General features: G+C 63.2%; 18 protein-coding genes. 7 read left to right on the top strand and 11 right to left on the bottom strand.

Annotation, left to right across the window (positions count from 1 at the left end; all coding sequences use genetic code 11):
* The first annotated feature begins 101 nt into the window (after positions 1–101).
* Positions 102–1697 (top strand): glycosyltransferase family 39 protein, encoded by a 1596-nt coding sequence (locus CQ13_RS05325; protein ID WP_057842082.1) that lies wholly within the window; start codon positions 102–104, stop codon positions 1695–1697.
* 22 nt (positions 1698–1719) lie between these two features.
* Positions 1720–2517: an SDR family NAD(P)-dependent oxidoreductase gene (locus CQ13_RS05320; protein ID WP_057841960.1), complete on the top strand. Its 798-nt coding sequence runs from the start codon at positions 1720–1722 to the stop codon at positions 2515–2517.
* 166 nt (positions 2518–2683) lie between these two features.
* On the opposite strand, the gene CQ13_RS05315 is transcribed toward CQ13_RS05320, so the two are convergent.
* From CQ13_RS05315 to CQ13_RS05295, 5 genes are all read right to left on the bottom strand, one after another.
* Positions 2684–3010, bottom strand: coding sequence for an HPr family phosphocarrier protein (locus CQ13_RS05315; protein ID WP_057841959.1), 327 nt, complete (start codon positions 3008–3010; stop codon positions 2684–2686).
* Entirely contained in the window at positions 3007–3408 is a 402-nt protein-coding gene (locus CQ13_RS05310; protein ID WP_024339151.1) for a PTS sugar transporter subunit IIA, read from the bottom strand. The genes CQ13_RS05315 and CQ13_RS05310 overlap by 4 nt, the downstream gene beginning before the upstream one ends.
* 132 nt (positions 3409–3540) lie before the next feature.
* Positions 3541–4062 (bottom strand): HPr kinase/phosphorylase, encoded by a 522-nt coding sequence (locus tag CQ13_RS05305; protein WP_057841958.1) that lies wholly within the window; start codon positions 4060–4062, stop codon positions 3541–3543.
* Positions 4059–5876 carry a sensor histidine kinase gene (locus CQ13_RS05300; RefSeq protein WP_057841957.1) on the bottom strand — a complete coding sequence of 606 codons (1818 nt, stop codon included), beginning with the start codon at positions 5874–5876 and terminating at the stop codon, positions 4059–4061. Before CQ13_RS05300 ends, CQ13_RS05305 begins: the two co-directional genes overlap by 4 nt.
* A 99-nt stretch (positions 5877–5975) precedes the next feature.
* Entirely contained in the window at positions 5976–6677 is a 702-nt protein-coding gene (locus CQ13_RS05295; RefSeq protein WP_027541437.1) for a response regulator transcription factor, read from the bottom strand.
* A 218-nt stretch (positions 6678–6895) separates the two neighbouring features.
* Between CQ13_RS05295 and CQ13_RS05290 the strand changes: the two genes are divergently transcribed.
* Complete coding sequence (locus CQ13_RS05290) at positions 6896–7630, top strand: HugZ family pyridoxamine 5'-phosphate oxidase (RefSeq protein ID WP_057841956.1); 735 nt, start codon at positions 6896–6898, stop codon at positions 7628–7630.
* A 454-nt stretch (positions 7631–8084) separates the two neighbouring features.
* Entirely contained in the window at positions 8085–9701 is a 1617-nt protein-coding gene (locus CQ13_RS05285; RefSeq protein ID WP_057841955.1) for a phosphoenolpyruvate carboxykinase, read from the top strand.
* Between the two features lie 35 nt (positions 9702–9736).
* Here the strand turns inward: CQ13_RS05285 and rocF are convergent, their stop codons facing one another.
* From rocF to CQ13_RS05270, 3 genes are all read right to left on the bottom strand, one after another.
* On the bottom strand, positions 9737–10738 hold the full coding sequence (gene rocF / locus CQ13_RS05280) for an arginase (protein WP_057841954.1): 1002 nt from the start codon (positions 10736–10738) through the stop codon (positions 9737–9739).
* Between the two features lie 116 nt (positions 10739–10854).
* Positions 10855–11673 carry an acyl-CoA thioesterase gene (locus CQ13_RS05275; RefSeq protein WP_057841953.1) on the bottom strand — a complete coding sequence of 273 codons (819 nt, stop codon included), beginning with the start codon at positions 11671–11673 and terminating at the stop codon, positions 10855–10857.
* Between the two features lie 175 nt (positions 11674–11848).
* Entirely contained in the window at positions 11849–14377 is a 2529-nt protein-coding gene (locus CQ13_RS05270) for a glycogen/starch/alpha-glucan phosphorylase (protein WP_430649655.1), read from the bottom strand.
* A gap of 241 nt (positions 14378–14618) precedes the next feature.
* Between CQ13_RS05270 and CQ13_RS05265 the strand changes: the two genes are divergently transcribed.
* Positions 14619–14849 carry a hypothetical protein gene (locus CQ13_RS05265; protein ID WP_057841952.1) on the top strand — a complete coding sequence of 77 codons (231 nt, stop codon included), beginning with the start codon at positions 14619–14621 and terminating at the stop codon, positions 14847–14849.
* Between the two features lie 255 nt (positions 14850–15104).
* A complete protein-coding gene (locus CQ13_RS05260; protein WP_028350968.1) occupies positions 15105–15536 on the top strand; it encodes a hypothetical protein in 432 nt (143 codons plus the stop codon).
* A gap of 106 nt (positions 15537–15642) precedes the next feature.
* On the opposite strand, the gene CQ13_RS05255 is transcribed toward CQ13_RS05260, so the two are convergent.
* Both CQ13_RS05255 and pyrE read right to left on the bottom strand, forming a co-directional pair.
* The gene (locus CQ13_RS05255; RefSeq protein ID WP_057842080.1) at positions 15643–16455 is read right to left on the bottom strand and encodes a DUF2865 domain-containing protein; all 813 of its coding nucleotides are present in this window, start codon (positions 16453–16455) and stop codon (positions 15643–15645) included.
* Between the two features lie 168 nt (positions 16456–16623).
* Positions 16624–17187 (bottom strand): orotate phosphoribosyltransferase, encoded by a 564-nt coding sequence (gene pyrE / locus CQ13_RS05250; RefSeq protein ID WP_057841951.1) that lies wholly within the window; start codon positions 17185–17187, stop codon positions 16624–16626.
* Positions 17188–17418: 231 nt separating this feature from the next.
* Here pyrE and CQ13_RS05245 point away from each other — a divergent pair, with 231 nt between their 5' ends.
* Positions 17419–18045: a glutathione S-transferase family protein gene (locus CQ13_RS05245; RefSeq protein WP_057841950.1), complete on the top strand. Its 627-nt coding sequence runs from the start codon at positions 17419–17421 to the stop codon at positions 18043–18045.
* Between the two features lie 184 nt (positions 18046–18229).
* On the opposite strand, the gene CQ13_RS05240 is transcribed toward CQ13_RS05245, so the two are convergent.
* Entirely contained in the window at positions 18230–18865 is a 636-nt protein-coding gene (locus CQ13_RS05240) for a LysE family translocator (RefSeq protein ID WP_057841949.1), read from the bottom strand.
* Positions 18866–18950 lie beyond the last annotated feature (85 nt).

Below are 18950 nucleotides of genomic sequence, written 5' to 3'. Positions count from 1 at the left end.
GCATTCGCGTCCCCGTGCGGCAACCATCTTGCTGTATTTTAAGGGGCTTTCTTCGCGCCAAGCTGATTCCACTTGAGCCGAAAACACGCTAGGCAATGGCCATGTCGATTGCATCCATTTCATCCACGGCCGCGCGCAGGCGCATTCCCACGATCCGGCGGCTGGCGGCGTGGCTGGCCTCACGCGCCAGTGATCCCAAAGCTGGCCTGTGGCTGGCGACCGGCTTTGCCGTGGTCCACGCCGTGCTGTGGACGCTGATCCTGGTCAGTCTGAAGACCGGGCAGGACGTCCATATGGACGTCGCGGAGGCCTTCGCCTGGGGGCAGAAGTTCCTGCTCGGCTATGGCAAGCACCCGCCACTGTCGGGATGGGTCGCCGGTGCCTGGTTCATGCTGTTTCCAGTAACGGACTGGGCGACCTATGCATTGGCAATGGCGACGCTCGGCTGCTCCCTCGTGATCTGCTGGCTGTTGGCGCTGCGCGTGGTCGATCGCCGCCGCGCGTTCTTCGTCGTGGCGATGCTCGCGCTCTATCCGATCTTCAACTTCAAGGGCTTCAAGTACAATCCGGACCTGTTGCAACTCGTCACGCTGCCGCTCGTCGTGCTGGCTTATCTCGACGCGTTCGAGAAGCGCAGCATCAAATCGGGCGTGTGGCTCGGGCTCGCCGGTGCGCTGGCGCTGATGACAAAATACTGGGTGCTGACCATGATCGGCGCCGTCGGCCTTGCCGCATTGATCCATCCGCAGCGTTTGCAGTTCCTGCGTTCGCCGGCGCCATGGGTCGCGATTGCCACGCTCGTCGTCGCAATGCTCCCGCACTTCATGTGGCTGAAGCAGGTGGACTTCGTCCCGCTCACCTATGCCGGCGATACTTACTCTCTCACCGATCGTGCGATGATCGACGATCTCGCGCTGGGCTATGTCGGGCACAATCTCGCGCTGCTGGCAGCACCGGTGATACTCGGCGCGATCGCGCTGATGTGGCGGCCGTTCCGCCTGATGCCGTTTCCGTTCCTGACGCGCGGCGCCAGTACCGGCGTCAACATTTCGCAGGCGATCAATGTCTGGATCGTCCAGGCGGTGGTGGCGATCGGTCCGCCGCTGGGTGCGCTGATATTCCACGTCTACATCAAGACTGACTGGGGCATCCCGCTGTTCTTCCTGGTGCCGCTCGCGCTGGTCGCGATCCCTGCGGTGCGGATCCGGAGAATCGCGCTGTTGAACCTGACGACGGCCTGGCTCGTCATTTCGCTCGTCGTGCTGGCGATGTCGCCAAGGATCGTCGCCTACGAACTGGATGAAAAGCGCACCGCAGGCGCGACCTACCGGGCGCGTTCCGAGCTCGCCCGCGAACTGACGGAAGCCTGGCACACGCGGTTTTATTCGCGCTGGCCGGTGGTCGCCGCCTATACCGATACCGGCCAGCCTGTCACCTTCTACAGCCCCGACCATCCGACGCCGCTGACGCCGGACGAGCCGTGGTCGTCCGGCCTGACCTCGCTCGAGGAGGCGAAGCGATCGGGCTTCATCGGCATCTGCGAGGTCGACCACTGGAAGCTGGAAAAATGCGAGGCGTGGATGCAGGCCCATGCCGCCAATGCCGAGCGCATGGTGATGACCACGCGGCGATTCTTTCTCGGCAAGGCTGGCCCCGCGACGGCCTGGAACATCTTCATCGTGCCGCCGGCCAGATAGAAATCACTCGAAGGGGTAACGCATGGATCTCGACCTGACGGATAAAACGGCGCTCGTGACCGGCTCGACTCGCGGCATCGGGCTCGCGACCGCTATCGGGCTTGCGCAAATGGGCGCGGAAGTGATCGTCAACGGCCGCGAGAAGGCGGCGGTCGGCGAGGCCGTGGCAAAAGTCCAGCAGGCTGCGCCGTCAGCCAAGGTGCACGCGGCGGCGTTCGATCTCGGCAATGCAGCGGGCTGTGCCGCGCTGGTGGCGCAATTTCCCGACGTCGACATCCTCGTCAACAATCTCGGCATCTACGAACCGAAGGGATTTTTCGAGATCGAGGATTCCGATTGGTCGAGGATGTTCGAAGTCAATGTCATGAGCGGGGTGCGGCTGACGCGACACTATTTGAAGCGGATGCTTGATAATAAGGACTGGGGCCGTGTCGTGTTCGTCTCCAGCGAATCCGGCGTCTTTGTTCCGAAGGAGATGGTGCACTACGGCTTCTCGAAATCGGCGCAGCTCGTCATCGCGCGCGGCGCGGCGGAAACCACCAGGGGCACCAGCGTGACTGTCAATTCGGTGATGCCCGGCCCGACCTGGGTCGAGATGGCGCCGGTTCGCCTGGCCGCGCGCGCGAAAGCTGCGGGCACGACCGTCGACGACCTCGTCTCGCGCACCTTCAGCGAACGTCGCCCGGCGTCGCTCTTGCAGCGTTACGCCGCGCCGGAAGAGATCGCCAATCTGATCTGCTATGTCTGTTCAAAAGCCTCCAGCGCCACCAACGGCGCCGCGCTGCGCGCCGACGGCGGGATCGTGACGAATCCGTTTTGATGTCTCGACTCCCTCGCCCCGCTCTTGCGGGGAGAGGGTAGGGGTGAGGGGCTCTTTCCGCACAGTAGGGTGGGCAAAGCGAAGCGTGCCCACCATTTGAGACGAGCGCCGGGATAGATGGTGGGCACGGCGCAAGCGCGCCTTTGTCCACCCGAACAGCGTTCGCTCACACGCCTTCTTCGTTGAATTTGTCGGCGACCAGCGCGGCGATGGCATCGACCGCTTGCTGCGCCTCGGGGCCGATCGCGGAGACCGTAACCGAGGTTCCAGGTCCCGCTGCCAGCATCATCAAGCCCATGATCGAGGTGCCGCCGACGGTCTCGTTGCCACGCGTCACCCAGACTTCGGCATTGAAGCGTTCCACCATCTGGACGAACTTCGCCGACGCCCGCGCGTGCAGGCCGCGCTTATTGATGATCTGAAGTTCCCGCGAGATGGCGCCCGCGGGCACACTCGGCCCGAGTTCCTTGTCGGGCGCAGCCTCGTCGCTCATTTGCCGGCGAGCACGCGGCTGGCGATGGTGACGTACTTGCGGCCGGCTTCCTGCGCCATGGCGATGGCATCGGGAAGCGAGCGCTCTTCGCGCACCTTGGCAAGCTTAACCAGCATGGGAAGATTGATGCCTGCGAGCACTTCCACCTTGGGGCGGCTCATGCAGGAAATTGCGAGGTTGGAAGGTGTGCCGCCGAACATGTCGGTGAGGATGGCGACGCCATCGCCGCTGTCGACGCGATTCACCGCTTCGATGATATCGCTTCGACACAGATCGGAGTCGTCTTCGGCTCCAATCGTGATGGCTTCAATTTGTTTTTGCGGACCCATGACATGTTCGAGCGCCGCCTTGAACTCGTCGGCAAGGCGCCCATGGGTCACAAGCACTAGACCAATCATCGGAAACTCCTCGCGGGTGCTTTTTGGTGCACCGCACGAACGCGCCACTTTGACCATCCAGAGGCCCCGCGCAAGAGGGCATCTTGGCTATTGTTCCGGAATTTGCCGGTAGAGAGTGAGGCCTGCGCCGGTTTATTCGGTGGCGATATTGGGGCTTATATGGTTACCAATCCCCTTCGAACAATCATCCAAAGGTTGGACGGAACCTGAACCGCCGGTTGTCGTCAGGGCCGCTGCAATCAGCGGGAGGGGGTCGTAACCGGTTCCGACGGGAATCCTCGGTAACAAAACACCGTTCAGGCGAATGGAGAGCGCTTCTGGCGGCGGCAGCCGCTGGGCATCGCTGGCCGCGAGGTCGGCGACGAGGCCCACCACCGCCTCCCCAACAAAGTCACAATGGCGAATGCCGAGGCCCCGGACCTCGATCAGCCCGGCCAATTCTCGCGCCGGGCGGACCAACAATTGTCCGGCCACTGTGTCAAGATGGACACGGTCATCGCCGACTAAAACGGCCCGCGGAAGCTGTCCGGCGCGTCCGGCGAGAATCAGGTCGAAGGCTAGCCGCGACTTGCCGGCGCCTGATGGCCCGCGGATCAGCACGGCGCGATCGCCCACCAGCACAGCGGAGGCGTGCACGCTCGCGCCCGCCGTCATGGCGTGGGCAGCCTGACCACGAACCGCGCACCCGCCACACTCGGCCTGCCGTCGGCGCCGGCGGGGCCATGGCGGTTTTCCGCCCAGATCCGCCCGTTATGCGCTTCGATAATCTGCTTGGAGATCGACAGGCCGAGACCTGAGTTCTGGCCAAAGCCCTGATGGGGACGGTCGGTGTAGAAGCGCTCGAAGATGCGTTCCAGCGCATCTTCGCCGATGCCCGGTCCATCGTCATCGACGATGATCTCGATCTCCGAGCGCGCGCGGCGGCAGGTGACGCGCACCTTCCCGCCGGGCGTGGAGAAGGATTGCGCATTGGACAGCAAGTTTGAGATCACCTGTCCCAGCCGGGAATCGTGGCCGGGGACCGAGAACGTATCGGTGGCGCCGCGGCCCTCGAAGCGCGCTTCGACCGCGACGTCGTGGCCGAGCCGGGTTTCGTTGGCGACCGAGGTCAGCGTCGTCAGCAGCCGGCGCAGATCGACCGGCGCCATGTCCTGGCGCTGCAATTCGGCATCGAGGCGGCTGGCATCTGAAATATCCGAGATCAGCCGGTCGAGCCGCTTGACGTCGTGCTCGATCACCTCGAGCAGGCGCGCGCGGCTAGTGTCGTTGCGTGCCAAAGGCAGCGTTTCCACCGCCGACCGCAGCGACGTCAGCGGATTCTTCAATTCATGGGCGACGTCGGCGGCGAACATCTCGATCGCCTCGATGCGGCTGTAGAGCGCGTTCGTCATGTCGCGCAGCGCGCCGGACAGATGGCCGATCTCGTCGCGGCGGCGGGTGAAATCGGGAATCTCGACGCGGGTCTGGATGCGCCGGCGGACGCGCTCGGCGCCGTCGGCCAGCCGCCGCACCGGACCTGCGATCGTGCTCGCGAGCAAGAGCGACAGCACGATCATGACCGCCGAGGCCACGCCGCCGACCTTGAGGATCGCCAGCCGCTCGGCGGTCACCATCTGGTCGATGTCGTCGCCTTGAGTCGAGAGCATCAGCGCACCGTGTACGGCACGGAACCGCTGTACGGGGACCGCGACCGAGACGATTACCTCGCCGCGGTCGTTGACGCGCACCATGCTGCTTTTGACGCCGTCGAGCGCCTGCACGATTTCCTGATAGCCCTTGCCGTTCTCCGGGCCCAGTTCGCGATAGAGCGGCAGGTCGCCGCGATTGAGCCAGGTACGGGTCGCGATCAGCGCGCGTTCGACGAAGCCCGGCTTCTCCGTCGAAGGTGGCGGCAGTTCGAATCGCAATACGTCGCCGCGGCCATAGAGACTGCGGCTGTCGAGGATCATGCCGCCGTCGCCGCCATAGATGCGGGCGCGGGTCTTGGTCGGCGAGATCAGCCGCCGCAGCACCGGCGCGACCCGCTCCGGATTGATCGGAAAATCCAGCCCGGAAGATTCGTCCGGCGCGCCGTAGCTTTCGCCAGGCTTGAGGTCGAGCAGCCGGTCCGGATCGATCGTGATGGTGTTGGTTTCGACGGTGGCGGAGGCGGCAATCGCGCCGGCGATGATTTCGGCCTGCACCAGAAGGCTCTGCGCCCGCGCATCGATCAGGCCGGCACGGAACTGCGAGAGATAGAGAATGCTCGCCACCAGCGCGACGAGGCCCGCCAGATTGAGCGAGACGATCCGGCGCGTGAGGCTGGAGAAGGAGAGCGCGAAGAAGAACTGCCCGGCCCGGCGCAACCAGCCGAGCGGTCGCCGCCAGCCCTTCTCGCCCGCATTATCCTCGGCAACGCGTTCCCGCTCGAGGAGCTCCAAAGCATCCTCGTGGTTCAGGTTGGGATCGGGCTGCGTTCGATCTAGCAATGGCTGAACTGCCGGTTGTGATGCGCCGATTTCTAGCTCTACGCCTTTACGCCGAACGGGCGGATGTGTCAGTTGACACTTCCGCCCGGAAAACGCAGATCAGGCTTCCTTGAAGCGATAGCCGACGCCGTACAGCGTCTCGATCATCTCGAAATCGTCGTCGACCACCTTGAACTTCTTGCGCAGCCGCTTGATGTGGCTGTCGATGGTACGATCGTCGACATAGACCTGGTCGTCATAGGCCGCGTCCATCAGCGCGTTGCGGCTCTTCACCACACCGGGCCGCGTGGCCAGCGCCTGCAGGATCAAGAACTCCGTCACCGTCAGCGTCACCGGCTCGTTCTTCCAGGTGCAAGTGTGACGCTCCGGGTCCATCCGCAACAGGCCGCGGTCCAGCGCGCGTGCATCCGGCTCCTTCGGAACGGCGGTCGGATCCTTGGGCTGGCCGCGGCGAAGCACGGCCTTGACCCGCTCGACCAAGAGGCGCTGCGAGAACGGCTTGCGGATAAAATCGTCGGCGCCCATCTTGAGGCCGAACAATTCGTCGATCTCTTCATCTTTGGAAGTCAAGAAGATCACCGGCAGATCGGACTTCTGCCGCAAACGGCGTAATGTCTCCATGCCGTCCATGCGCGGCATCTTGATATCGAGGATCGCAAGATCCGGCGGTGAGGTGCGGAAGCCGTCCAGCGCCGAGGCACCATCCGTATAGGTCATGATGCGATAGCCTTCGGCTTCGAGCGCGATCGATACGGAAGTAAGAATGTTGCGGTCATCATCGACCAGGGCGATTGTGGGCATGAGCCTCTGCTTTCGAATAAGAGAGTGGCTTAAACGGCGAGCACTTGAGCCAGACGCCGCATAAATGGGCTTCGTACACAGTCAACGAGCAATGCAAGCTGGGCTGAAGTGTGACCGAGTTCCGCAAAACGTTCCCAAGGAGACGCGCGGCCCCCCATATAGCACCCTGACCCGCTGAGAAAAGGCCCTTTTTGCAATCAGATGGCCGGAAAGGAACCATGCAGCCGACCGCAGATTTTGATGCTTTTAAACTGGCCCGATCGCTGCTGCGCCGCTGTCGGCAGGGCGCGTTGGCCACGCTTATGCCCGAAAGTGGCGATCCCTATTGCTCGCTGGTGAACGTCGCCAGTCATGCCGATGCGTCGCCGATTCTGCTGCTTTCGCGGCTGGCGCTGCATACAAAAAACATCATTGCCGACAGCAGGGTATCGCTGATGCTGGACGAACGCGCCGCCGGCGATCCGCTGGAGGGTGCACGGATCATGCTGGCGGGACGGGCCGAGGAAGCCCAAGGGGAAGCTGCGAAAATCCTGCGCCGGCGCTATCTCAACGCTCATCCATCGGCTGAAGCGTTTGTAGACTTCAAGGACTTCTCATTCTTCCGGATCGTCCCGTCAGGCCTGCATCTGGTCGCGGGTTTCGGCCGCATCATCGACCTCAGGCCCGGGCAGTTCATGACCGAGATCGGCGATGCCGCCGATTTGCTGGAAGCCGAGCAAGGCGCTGTCGAGCATATGAACGAGGATCACCGCGAGGCGATGAATCTCTACGCAACCAAGCTGCTGGGCGCCGAGTCGGACAACTGGCGCTGCACCGGCTGCGACCCCGACGGCGTAGACATGCAGGCCGGCTCCGCGACGTTGCGGCTGGATTTCCCGGAGCGGGTCACCAGCGCCACGTCGTTGCGCAAGATGCTGGTGCGGCTGGCGGGCGAGGCGCGGGGCAAGGCCTAGCAAGGGTTAACGCTTGCCGTTACCGAGCAACTACGCCGCGCTGTCGAATTCATCGCCGATGACAGTGAAGAAGATTCAGGCGCTATTGTCGTAAAGCGAAGCGATGGTGCAGTTAGCGATCACGGGCGGAAAGCTTCGTCATGAAAACGCGCTCCGCGCGCTGAAATGCTCTGATTGTGCGACGCAGCAATCACCCGCCGCGCTCGCCAACGACTGATGGTCGCGCAACCAAGAGGGCAAACCGGCGCAAAGCAGTGCAGCAAGCGATTGATGCAAATCAACCTTCCGCGCTGGAATAAACCAAATCGCGTGGATCGGCTTGGCAAGCACGGCGTTCAACAATATAGGTCGCCGCACCGAGGCCGGAAGGCTATATTCAGGGTTCACCGCGACAGAGCGCGTCAAGCGACATGCGCGCGATTCGAGTAACGCGGGTTCGAGGAGGACTTTCTTCGTGCAAGAGACGGGTCTACGTAACGGCGCCTTCGGTGCCGACAAATTCGGCTTAAAAAATCTCAAGACGGTGCATTGGAATCTCGGTGCGCCGCAGCTTTATCAACATTCACTCACGGCCGGCGAGGCCGTGTTGTCGGCCGACGGCGCGCTCTGCGCGGACACCGGCGAATTCACCGGCCGAAGTCCCAAGGACAAGTTCACGGTCCGTGATGCGACCACCGACAAGAACATGTGGTGGGCCGGCAACCAGTCGATCACCTCGGAGCAGTTTGCCGCGCTCTATGCCGACTTCCTCAAGCATGCCGAAGGCATGATGCTGTACGCGCAGGATCTTTACGGCGGCGCCGATCCGAGCTTCCAGATCAAGACGCGCGTCTTCACCGAACTCGCCTGGCACTCGCTGTTCATCCGCACGCTCTTGATCCGTCCCGAGGCTTCGGCGCTGAAGGATTTCGTGCCTGAACTCACCATCATCGACCTGCCGAGCTTCCGCGCCGACCCTAAACGTCACGGTGTGCGCTCGGAGAACGTCGTCGCGATCGATTTCGCCCGCAAGATCGTCCTGATCGGCGGGTCTTATTATGCCGGCGAGATGAAGAAGTCGGTCTTCACCACGCTGAACTATTATCTGCCCGCCAAGGGCGTGCTGCCGATGCACTGCTCGGCCAATGTCGGACCCAAGGGCGACACTGCGATCTTCTTCGGCCTTTCCGGTACCGGAAAGACCACGCTGTCGGCGGATCCCAACCGCACGCTGATCGGCGACGACGAGCATGGCTGGGGCAGCGACGGCGTGTTCAACTTCGAAGGCGGCTGCTACGCCAAGTGCATCAAGCTGTCGAAGGAAGCCGAGCCGCAGATCTTCGCCGCCAGCAGCCGCTTCGGCGCCGTGCTCGAAAACGTGGTGCTCGACGAAAATACGCGCGTGCCCGACTTCGACGACGGTTCGAAGACCGAAAACACCCGTTCGGCCTACCCGCTCGATTTCATCCCGAACGCTTCGCGCACCGGCCGCGCCGGCCAGCCGAAAAACGTCGTGATGCTGGCCGCCGACGCGTTCGGCGTATTGCCCCCGATTGCAAAACTCTCGCCGGCGCAGGCGATGTATCATTTCCTGTCTGGCTATACCGCCAAGGTCGCCGGCACCGAGCGCGGTCTCGGCAATGAGCCGCAGCCGGAATTCTCCACCTGCTTCGGTTCGCCGTTCCTGCCGCTCGATCCGTCCGTCTACGGCAACATGCTGCGCGAACTGATCGCCAAGCACAACGTCGATTGCTGGCTGGTCAACACCGGCTGGACCGGCGGAAAATACGGCACCGGCAGCCGGATGCCGATCAAGGTGACGCGCGCGCTGTTGACCGCAGCGCTGGACGGTTCGTTGCGCAATGTCGAATTCCGAACCGACAAGTATTTCGGTTTTGCGGTGCCGACCGCGCTGCCGGGCGTGCCCAGCGAGATCCTCAATCCGGTCAACACCTGGAAGGACAAGGCCGAGTTCGACAAGACTGCGCGCGCACTGGTCGGTATGTTCCAGAAGAACTTTGCCAAGTTCGAAGCCCAGGTCGACGCCGAAGTTCGCGCTGCTGCGCCGGATTTGAAGCTCGCGGCGGAGTAAGGCTCAAACCCAGGCAACTGCTCCAAAGGGCGGCTTCATGGGCCGCCCTTTTTGCTTTTCCGACGAATTTGGCTGTTGTCCGGAAAGACCGCGTTGCTGGGCGTGCGGCGATCGGTGATCTGCAGGCCGAACAGGCTGCTGATCAATTCGACTGCGACGCGCGCGGTGCGGCCGCGTTCGTCCAGGAACGGGTTGAGCTCGACGACGTCGACTGATCGCACCAGACCGGAATCGTGCAGCAACTCCATGATGAGATGCGCTTCGCGATAGGTCGCGCCACCCGGTACCGTGGTGCCGACGCCGGGGGCGACCGCAGGATCGAGAAAATCGACGTCGAAGCTTAAATGCAGCACCCCGTTGCTCGCCCTGACGCGCTCGATCACGCGCCGGATCAGGACAGCGACGCCGAACTCGTCGATGGCGCGCATGTCGGCGATCGCGACGCGGCGGTCGAACACCAGCTTTCTCTCCAGCGGATCGATCGAGCGGATGCCGAACAGATCGAGCCGCTCGGGACCGATCGAGGCGCGGGGCACGTCGCCGAGCAGGCCCTCGAGGCCGTCTTCGCCGCAGAGAAAGGCCGCCGACATGCCGTGCATGTTGCCGGTCTCGGTCGTCTGCGGCGTGTTGTAGTCGGCATGTGCATCGAGCCACAGCACGAACAACGGCCGGCCCTGTTCCTGCCAGTGGCGCGCGACGCCGTTCACCGACCCCATCGAGAGCGAGTGATCGCCGCCCATGAAGATCGGAACGGCGCCGGATTGCGCGAGCAAATACGAATGCTCGCTGAGCGCGCGGATCCAGGTTTTGATCACGTCGTAATATTTGGCATTCGCCGGCGGCGGCCCCTCGGCGGGAGCAATGGCCGGCGTCAGCATATCGCCATGGTCTTCGACGACAAAACCGAGTTGATCGAGGATACGGCCGATGCCTGCGGTGCGCAGCGCCGCCGGTCCCATCAGCGTGCCAGCCTGCGAGGCACCGATCTCGAGGGGGACACCGAGCAGGGCGATGCGGGGTTGGGCAGCTTCGGACATGAGCCGGGCCTCCGACGAATCGTAGGGTGGACAAAGCGTAGCCTGCCCACCGACCAGGATCACAGTCGGATAGATGGTGGGCACGGCGCAAGCCCGCCTTTGCCCGCCCTACGCTGTCACGCCTTGAAATAGGCGATTTGCGTCGTGGTTGCGAGGAGGCGCCCCGACGGCGACCATAATTCGCCGTGCTGGTCGCCATAACTCCTGTGGAAAATTCTGGCATCGGCCACTGCCAGCACATGGGTGATGTCCTCGGCCGCCAGTTCTTCCGATGCGGTATGGAAATACGTCGTCAGCGACACCGTGCCGAATGGAACCAGTTCGCGGCGAGCCAGGAAAATCCGCCCGAAGAACGCGTCCGACATCGACATCAGCGACAGCATGTCGATCTTCCGCGGCGTGCGGTCGCCGATCCACTGTTTGGAGAATGCATCGAGCGGCGGCGAAGCCGGCGAGCCGTAGAAACTCGGTTCGCCCTCGACGAAGCGGAAATCATACTGGTGCGTCCAGGTCATCGGCGTGTTCGGAAACGAGCGTGACTGCTCGAACGGCGCGGCGCCCGGAAATTTTGCCTGCTGGTGCGACCAGGACGGGCGGCGTTCGGCGAACACGGCGGTCGCCAGCGTCGCGACAGCGCCACCGCCTTGCGTCATCTCCACGCACCAATGCTGGCTCGAACGGTTGGCCTTGACCAGGCGCACGTCGAGATCGAAGCCGCCTTCGGTGACCGGTGCGCAGAAGTTCACCGTGACCGACAACGGATCACCCGCACGTTGCGGATGCTCCATCAGCGCGCGCAGGATGGCGGCGGCTGTGCAGCCGCCGAACGGGCCGACAAAGGCCCAGTAATCCGGGCTGGTCCTGCCTTGCCAGCAGCTATCGCCGGCGGTGACCCGCGTGGCGTCGTCGAAGAGGTGTGGGCCTTTGGTGAGCATTCCATATTTCCCGTCATTGCGAGGAGCAAAGCGACGAAGCAATCCATCTTTTCTTTGCGTAGCGACATGGATTGCTTCGCTTCGCTCGCAATGACGTCGTGAACGTCAAATGCAGTATCACCGCAACTCCGCCGAATTCAATGACGTCTGAGGTAATGGATACCCGCCCACCGGCTTATCGCGTCGCCCCGCGCTGGACGCCTGCCTCCAGCACCGGCGCGGCCGCCCGCACCGGCACGTTCCAGATATCCTCGGCATATTCGCGGATGGTGCGGTCGGAGGAGAACCACGGCATCCGCGCCACATTGAGGATCGAGGCGCGGGTCCAGGCCGGCACCACTTGCCAGCGCGCATCGATGCCGCGCTGCGCCGTGTAGTAGGAATCGAAATCGGCCGAGACCATGTAGTGGTCGAGATAGCGCAGCGCGTGGCCGATCGAGGCGAAACGGGCGCGATCGTCGGGCGAGAACGCGCCGCTCTCGATTGCGGTAATGGCGCGCGCCAGCCGCGGCGAGCGGCTGATCACGTCGGTCGCATCCAGGCCCTGCTTGCGCCGGATCATGACGTCGCCGGCCTCCATGCCGAAGATCGCGATATTCTCCGCGCCGACATGGTCTCGGATTTCGATATTGGCGCCGTCGAGCGTGCCGATCGTCAGCGCGCCGTTCAGCGCCAGCTTCATGTTACCGGTACCGGAGGCCTCCATGCCGGCGGTCGAAATCTGTTCGGATAGATCGGCGGCCGGAATGATCACTTCGGCGAGGCTGACATTGTAGTCGGCGAGAAAGACGACCTTCAGCCTTCCCGCGACATCAGGGTCGTTGTTGACGACTTCGGCGACATCGTTGATCAGCTTGATGATCAGCTTGGCGTAGCGATAGCTCGCCGCCGCCTTGCCGGCGAAGATTTTTACGCGCGGCACCCAGTCGCGCTGCGGCTCGTCCTTGATCGCCTGGTACAGGGCAATGGTCTCGACGACATTGAGCAATTGCCGCTTGTATTCGTGGATGCGCTTGATCTGGATATCGAACAATGCCGACGGATCGATCTTGACGCCAAGGCGCTCGTTGACGAGCCGCGCCAGCGCCAGCTTGTTGTGATGCTTGACCTCGCGAAAACGCTGCTGGAACGCGTTGTCGCTGGCGTGGGCCTCGAGGCGCTCGAACAGCGAGAAGTCGTCGAGCACGGCCTCGCCGCAGACCTCGCGCATAAGACCGGTGAGCTTCGGGTTGGCCAGCATCAGCCAGCGGCGGAAGGTGATGCCGTTGGTCTTGTTGGTGATGCGGCCGGGATAGAGATGATTGAGATCGTGGAATACGGTCTCCTTCATCAGGTCGGAGTGCATCGCCGACACGCCGTTGATGCGGTGCGAGCCGACGAAGGCGAGCTGCCCCATACGCACGCGACGTCCGGACTTCTCATCGATCAGCGACACCGATGCGCGATATTCGATGTCGCCGGGGCAGCGCTGATCGGCCAGCGCCAGATGCGCGGCGTTGATGCGGTAGATGATTTCGAGATGCCGCGGCAGCAGCCGCTCGAACAGTTCGACCGGCCAGGTTTCCAGCGCTTCCGGCAGCAGCGTGTGATTGGTGTAGGACAGCGTCGCCACCGTGATCTTCCACGCCTCGTCCCAGCGGAAATTGTGCAGATCGACCAGGATGCGCATCAACTCGGTGACGGCAAGGCTCGGATGGGTGTCGTTGAGCTGCACCGCGACCTTCGACGCCAAGCTGCGCAACTGCCCGTCCGAGGCGAGGTGCCGCTTGACCAGGTCCTGCAGCGAGGCCGAGACGAAGAAATATTCCTGCCGCAGCCGCAGTTCGCGGCCCGCGGGGCTCTCGTCGTTCGGGTAGAGGAATTTGCAGATCGATTCCGCGCGCGCTTCCTCGGCGACGGCGCCGAGATAGTCGCCGGTGTTGAAGACGTCGAGCCGCAAGGGATCGGGCGAGCGCGCCGACCAAAGCCGCAGCGCGTTGACGTGCTGACCACGCCAGCCCACGATCGGCGTGTCATAGGCGACGGCCTGCACGGTTTCCGCCGGGCGCCACGTCGCGCGGTCACGCCCGCGATCGTCGACGTGATCGACAAAGCCGCCGAAATGAACGTGATAGACCACCTCCGCCCGCAGGAATTCCCAGGGGTTGCCGAAGCTCAGCCATTCGTCCGGATATTCCTGCTGCCAACCCTGCGAAATGATCTGGCGGAACAGGCCGAAATCGTAGCGGATGCCGTAACCGATAGCGGGAACCGCCAGCGTCGCCATGCTTTCCATGAAGCACGCCGCAAGCCGTCCGAGACCGCCATTGCCGAGCGCGGCATCCGGCTCGCATTTGCGCAAATCATCCAGGCCGACGCCGAGATCGCCGAGCGCCGCCTCGAACACCGGCAAGAGGCCCATATTGTTCAGCGCGTCGGTGAACAGCCGGCCGATCAGGAATTCGAGCGAGAGGTAATAGACCCGTTTGCTGCCCGCATCGTAGCTCTCCTTTTCGGCCGTCAGCCAGCGGTGCACGACGCGGTCGCGCAACGCCAGCGCCGCGGCCTTGTACCAGTCGCGACGCGTCGCCATGCCGGCGTCCTTGCCGATCGCAAGGCGCAGCTTGGCGAGGATGGCGCCCTTGATTTCGGCCAGTGCGAGTTCGTCGACCGGCTGGCCAAGTGCCGGATAGTTCCCTGCGATTTGTTCCTGCAACACGTCGATCCCTGCATTGAGACGCACAACATAGGCGTCTTGTCCGGTAATCGAAACGCCGGAGAACGCCGGAGTATGTTGTGCACTGCGCTGGCATGAATTTATGCAAGGACCGGGCCGATTTCGCGGCACCGGCGGCCGGCTTTTGGTGTTATAATTCAATACCAAAGTACAGGGGTCGCCGGGCTTGGTGGGTAGATGCCGATTGGGATCCAAGGAATCGCGTGCCAGTAAAGCGGGGAAGCCTGTCATGAGATTGACGATCGAGATCGCTGCCACCGCGTTATTGATGGTCTGCATCAGCGCCACGAGCGCCGCCTTTGCCGCGGGCAAGACCGGCAGAAGCGCCGACGGGCTGAGCTGCTCGTTTAGCGTCGCAAAGGGCGCTTCGCCAGCCGCGCGTTGTGCCGTGATCAAGCGGCAATGCGGCGGAAAACTTCACGCCAATTATTGCGGTGACAAGCTGTTGTCGGCGATGTGAAGGATCAAGTTGCGGATGGTTCATACCATTGCGGGATCCCAAGGCTCTCGCGTCGGCCGCTTCCAGTAACAGCGTCCGAAATCTGGCTTGCTCGCCCCCGGCCATGATTCTCGATCCTTGCGGCAACCGGAGAGGCAAAGTTTCGGCACGAAGCTGGAACAAATTAAGAACACCTTAGCAAGTCTTTGATATATCATTGTGATTCGGCACGTCGCCGACACAACATATAGGCCCATCCGAGTTTGCGAGGACTACATGTCCACCATCGCTTTCGATCAGTTCGCTCTCACCCGCATCGCCGATTTCGCGCGTTCGTTGTCGCGCCTGCATCAGGCCTCGCGCCGCCAGCTCGTCGACGACGACGCGATCGACCGCGAGTTCAATGCGGTCTGCATGTCGGTGTGGGGCTACACCACGGACGATTTCAGCGACGAACTGTTTTCGATCGAGGATCACGCCTTTCTCGATTCGCTGGATGAGGCGCAGGCGCGGATTTTTGCGGCCGAGCAAGGCTACGATCTCGTTGACGACCAGGGCATGCTGACGGACTGGTGGGGCTATTGCTGGATGATTCTCGCCGAGAAGCGCGGTTTGCTGACGCCGGAAAATCGCGCCGCGGCGCGGGCGGCAATCGAGGAAAAATATCTGTCGGCGCCGAACGTGATCGGCGTCATCGTCGGGCGGTAGTGCTGGCGTCAGCTATGTGAATGCCGGCGAGGCCGGGCCCACGCTACTTTGCATGGGGTTGTTTTCGCAATTTTTGTGTTTGGGCCTGCGGCGTACTGCGGGTGCCCTATCGCGCTTCCGCCCGCTTCGCCGCTTTCGGCGCAGCCGTCTTCGGGATCGAGGCGGTCGGCAGTTCGTCGTCGCGCCGTGCTTCGGGCAGCGGCGTGGTGCCGGCGACCATCTCGGCGCTGACCGGCGCGACCTTCATTTCGCCGAGCCGGGCGCGGACATCCGCCGTGAGGCCAGGATAGGAGGCGACTGGCGTGAACTCCGCCGTGTGGTCGGCGCCAAGACGCACGCCGGTATAGGCCACCAGGCCGTCGGTGGTGGCGACGACATCGCCGGAGCGCAGCGAGGTGTCGAGCGTGAGATCGACCGGCGCAAGCCCGGACGGGCTTCTGCCGTTGCAGGTGCAGTCGGCGCTCAGCGCCTTGCGATAGGCGTAGGCGTTCTCGCTGTCGGCATAACGCTCGCCGTTGCTGGCGGTCGCATGATCGATGTTGCTGCCGTAAAACACCTTGGTGACGCTGGCCGGGCAGAACGCCTGGCAGGCCTGCGCCGGCGAGGCGGTGCCGCGCGTGGTCAGCGGAAAATATTTGCCGTCGCAGCTTCGCACGCAAAACGCTGGCCCGGAGCCGGCCACGCGTGGGGCCGGGGCGGGCGGTGATGGCTGCTGATTGAGGCCGAACGGATCGGCGAAGAAATTGGCCTGCGGTGACGCTTGCCGCGCCTGCTGCTTCTGCGCGCCGCCGAACAGGAAATCGAACAGGCCTTCGGCGGAAACGCTGCCGGGCGCGAGCAGGAGAGCGCCCGAAAGGATCGCTGCGGCAACCAACGTCGCGCGGCGCCGCACGCGCGAAAAAGCCAACTCTGTACGCAACGCCAACTCCACCCAACGCAACCAACGCGCTGAAGCGCGACGGCTTCAGTTCGGGTAACCTTAACGGCGGATGGTAAATGAGTGATGAGCGGGGGCCGGACGAGCCGAAAAGAAATGGGGGCACTTCTTCTCCCTCGCCCGTTTGCGGGGGAGATAAGCCAACAGCCATCACCCCTTCAAAAATTCACCCGCCTTGTACAGCGAACGAAACTCAAGCCCTGCCGCGGCAAAGGCTTCGGTCGCGCCTTCCTCACGGTCTACCATCGTAAGCACGAGCACGATCTCGCCGCCGGCTTCGCGCACGGCCTCGACCGCCTTCAACGCCGAGCCGCCTGTGGTGGTGACGTCCTCGACGATCACGATGCGCTTGCCCTGCAGGGTCTCGCCCTTGGCCAGCCCCTCGACCGCGAGGCGGGCGCCATGTTCCTTCGGCTTCTTGCGCACGAAAAACGCCGCGATCGGGTGGCCCTTGATCCAGGAGAGCTGCGCGATCGCGCCCGCCAGTGGGACCGCGCCCATCTCCAGCCCGCCGACGAAATCGAGATTGTCGTCCTTCAGCGCCTCATAGGTCAGTTCCGCCAACAGCGCCGCACCTTCGGGGTCGAGCATGGTCGGCTTGAGGTTGAAGTAGAAGTCGCTCTTGCGGCCCGAGGCCAGCGTGATCTCGCCGCGGCCGAACGAGCGCTTGCGGATGATCTCGGCGAGGCGGGCGCGGGAGGCTGATTTGGACAAGACGGTTTCCCCAAAGGGTTCAGGCGGGGCGCAATCTATCGGCGCTGCGGGCTAGATTCCAGCGCCGATCCAGCGCCGTCAACAGGGCACAATGTCGTCTCGGCCATCGGGTCGGCGCACCGTGCAGCCCGATGACAGGCTCCAGCGGATGACCCCGTATTCCGCAGCGGCTGTTGTAACACCCTGAAGTTCCGGGGTACTGGATACCCCGCTTTCGCGGGGATGACAAAAATGACGATCGAACTGCACACCTGGAACACGCCGAACGGCCGGAAGATCTCGGTTGCGCTGGAGGAAATGGGGCTGCCCTACAAGGTGATCCCGGTGAACATCACCAAGGGCGAGCAAATGGCGCCCGCCTTTCTCAAGCTCAGCCCGAACAACAAGATCCCGGCGATCGTCGATCCCGACGGCCCCGGCGGCAAGCCGGTCGGCATCTTCGAGTCCGGCGCGATCCTGCTTTATCTCGGCGAGAAGACCGGCAAGTTCCTGCCCAAGCCGCTGGCCGAGCGTATCCCGGTCTATGAATGGGTGATGTGGCAGATGGGCGGATTTGGGCCGATGCCGGGCCAGGTGCATCATTTCATCGCGCTGGAGAACGAAACCGACCGCGCCTACGGCCTTAAGCGCTTCATGGCCGAAACCCGCCGGCTCTACGGCGTCCTCGACCGTCGGCTGGAGGGCCGGGAGTTCGTCGCCGATGCCTTGTCGGTCGCCGACTTCGCCATCCTTGGCTGGGCCTGGCGCCATCCGCGTCACAAGGTGGAGCTGAAGGATTTTCCGAACGTCGAGCGCTGGTACAACGCGATGATGGCCCGCCCGGCGACCAAGCGCGGCATGGAAGCCAAGCTGGATTGAAATTCTCCGCCCCACCCACCGCTGTCGTCGCCCGGCTTGACCGGGCGATCCAGTCCGCCGCGGCCTTCCGATTGAGCGAGGCGGTCAATGCGGCACGAGTTGCGATTTACAGCACTTGCTCTGGAATACTGGGTCGCCCGGTCAAGCCGGGCGATGACGGCCGGTGGCTTGGAGACGGCGACTGCTACGCCCTTTTCGCCTCGAACGCCATCTTCACCGCAAGCGCCGCCAGCACCGTTCCCATCAGCCAGCGCTGCAGCAATAGCCACGTCGGCCGCGAGCCGAGAAACATTGCGATCGATCCGGCAGCGAGCGCGATCATCGCGTTGACGCTGACGCTGATCACGATCTGGATCGCACCGAGCGCCAGCGACTGCGTCAGCACGCTTCCCACGGCCGGATCGATGAACTGCGGCAGCAGCGCCAGATACAGCATCGCGATCTTCGGATTGAGCAGATTGGTGACGAAGCCCATCGCAAACAATTTGCGCGGGCCGTCGACGTCGAGCTTTTTCACTTGGAACGGCGAGCGCCCGTTCGGTCTGAGCGCCTGCCACGCCAGCCACAGCAGATAGGCAGCGCCAGCAAACCGCAGCGCGTCGTAAGCATAGGGCGCCGCAAACAAGAGCGCCGTGATGCCGAACGCCGCGCACAGCATGTAGAACACGAAGCCGAGTGCGACGCCGCCCAGCGAGACGATGCCGGCTGCCGGTCCTTGCGTGATCGAGCGCGAGATCAGGTAGATCATGTTCGGCCCCGGCGTCAGCACCATGCCGAGCGAGACCAGGGCAAAACCAAACAGTGTTGTGATGTGAGGCATGGGGGACTCGCGGCGAGGAATGCACACGTTTCTAGCGCGCAGCACGCGGCGATGTCATTTCGTATATTGCTCCGAGGACATTTCT

The organism is Bradyrhizobium retamae, assembly GCF_001440415.1.
Classification (GTDB): Bacteria; Pseudomonadota; Alphaproteobacteria; order Rhizobiales; family Xanthobacteraceae; genus Bradyrhizobium; species Bradyrhizobium retamae.
Note: the sequence above shows the minus strand (reverse complement) of the source record. Positions and strands in the feature narration are given on the sequence as shown.

Coding starts and splice junctions, on each gene's coding strand:
- CQ13_RS05325 (WP_057842082.1), top strand. CDS start 102: ATGTCGATTGCATCCATTTCATCCACGGCCGCGCGCAGGCGCATTCCC.
- CQ13_RS05320 (WP_057841960.1), top strand. CDS start 1,720: ATGGATCTCGACCTGACGGATAAAACGGCGCTCGTGACCGGCTCGACT.
- CQ13_RS05315 (WP_057841959.1), bottom strand. CDS start 3,010: ATGAGCGACGAGGCTGCGCCCGACAAGGAACTCGGGCCGAGTGTGCCC.
- CQ13_RS05310 (WP_024339151.1), bottom strand. CDS start 3,408: ATGATTGGTCTAGTGCTTGTGACCCATGGGCGCCTTGCCGACGAGTTC.
- CQ13_RS05305 (WP_057841958.1), bottom strand. CDS start 4,062: ATGACGGCGGGCGCGAGCGTGCACGCCTCCGCTGTGCTGGTGGGCGAT.
- CQ13_RS05295 (WP_027541437.1), bottom strand. CDS start 6,677: ATGCCCACAATCGCCCTGGTCGATGATGACCGCAACATTCTTACTTCC.
- CQ13_RS05290 (WP_057841956.1), top strand. CDS start 6,896: ATGCAGCCGACCGCAGATTTTGATGCTTTTAAACTGGCCCGATCGCTG.
- rocF (WP_057841954.1), bottom strand. CDS start 10,738: ATGTCCGAAGCTGCCCAACCCCGCATCGCCCTGCTCGGTGTCCCCCTC.
- CQ13_RS05275 (WP_057841953.1), bottom strand. CDS start 11,673: ATGCTCACCAAAGGCCCACACCTCTTCGACGACGCCACGCGGGTCACC.
- CQ13_RS05265 (WP_057841952.1), top strand. CDS start 14,619: ATGAGATTGACGATCGAGATCGCTGCCACCGCGTTATTGATGGTCTGC.
- CQ13_RS05260 (WP_028350968.1), top strand. CDS start 15,105: ATGTCCACCATCGCTTTCGATCAGTTCGCTCTCACCCGCATCGCCGAT.
- CQ13_RS05245 (WP_057841950.1), top strand. CDS start 17,419: ATGACGATCGAACTGCACACCTGGAACACGCCGAACGGCCGGAAGATC.
- CQ13_RS05240 (WP_057841949.1), bottom strand. CDS start 18,865: ATGCCTCACATCACAACACTGTTTGGTTTTGCCCTGGTCTCGCTCGGC.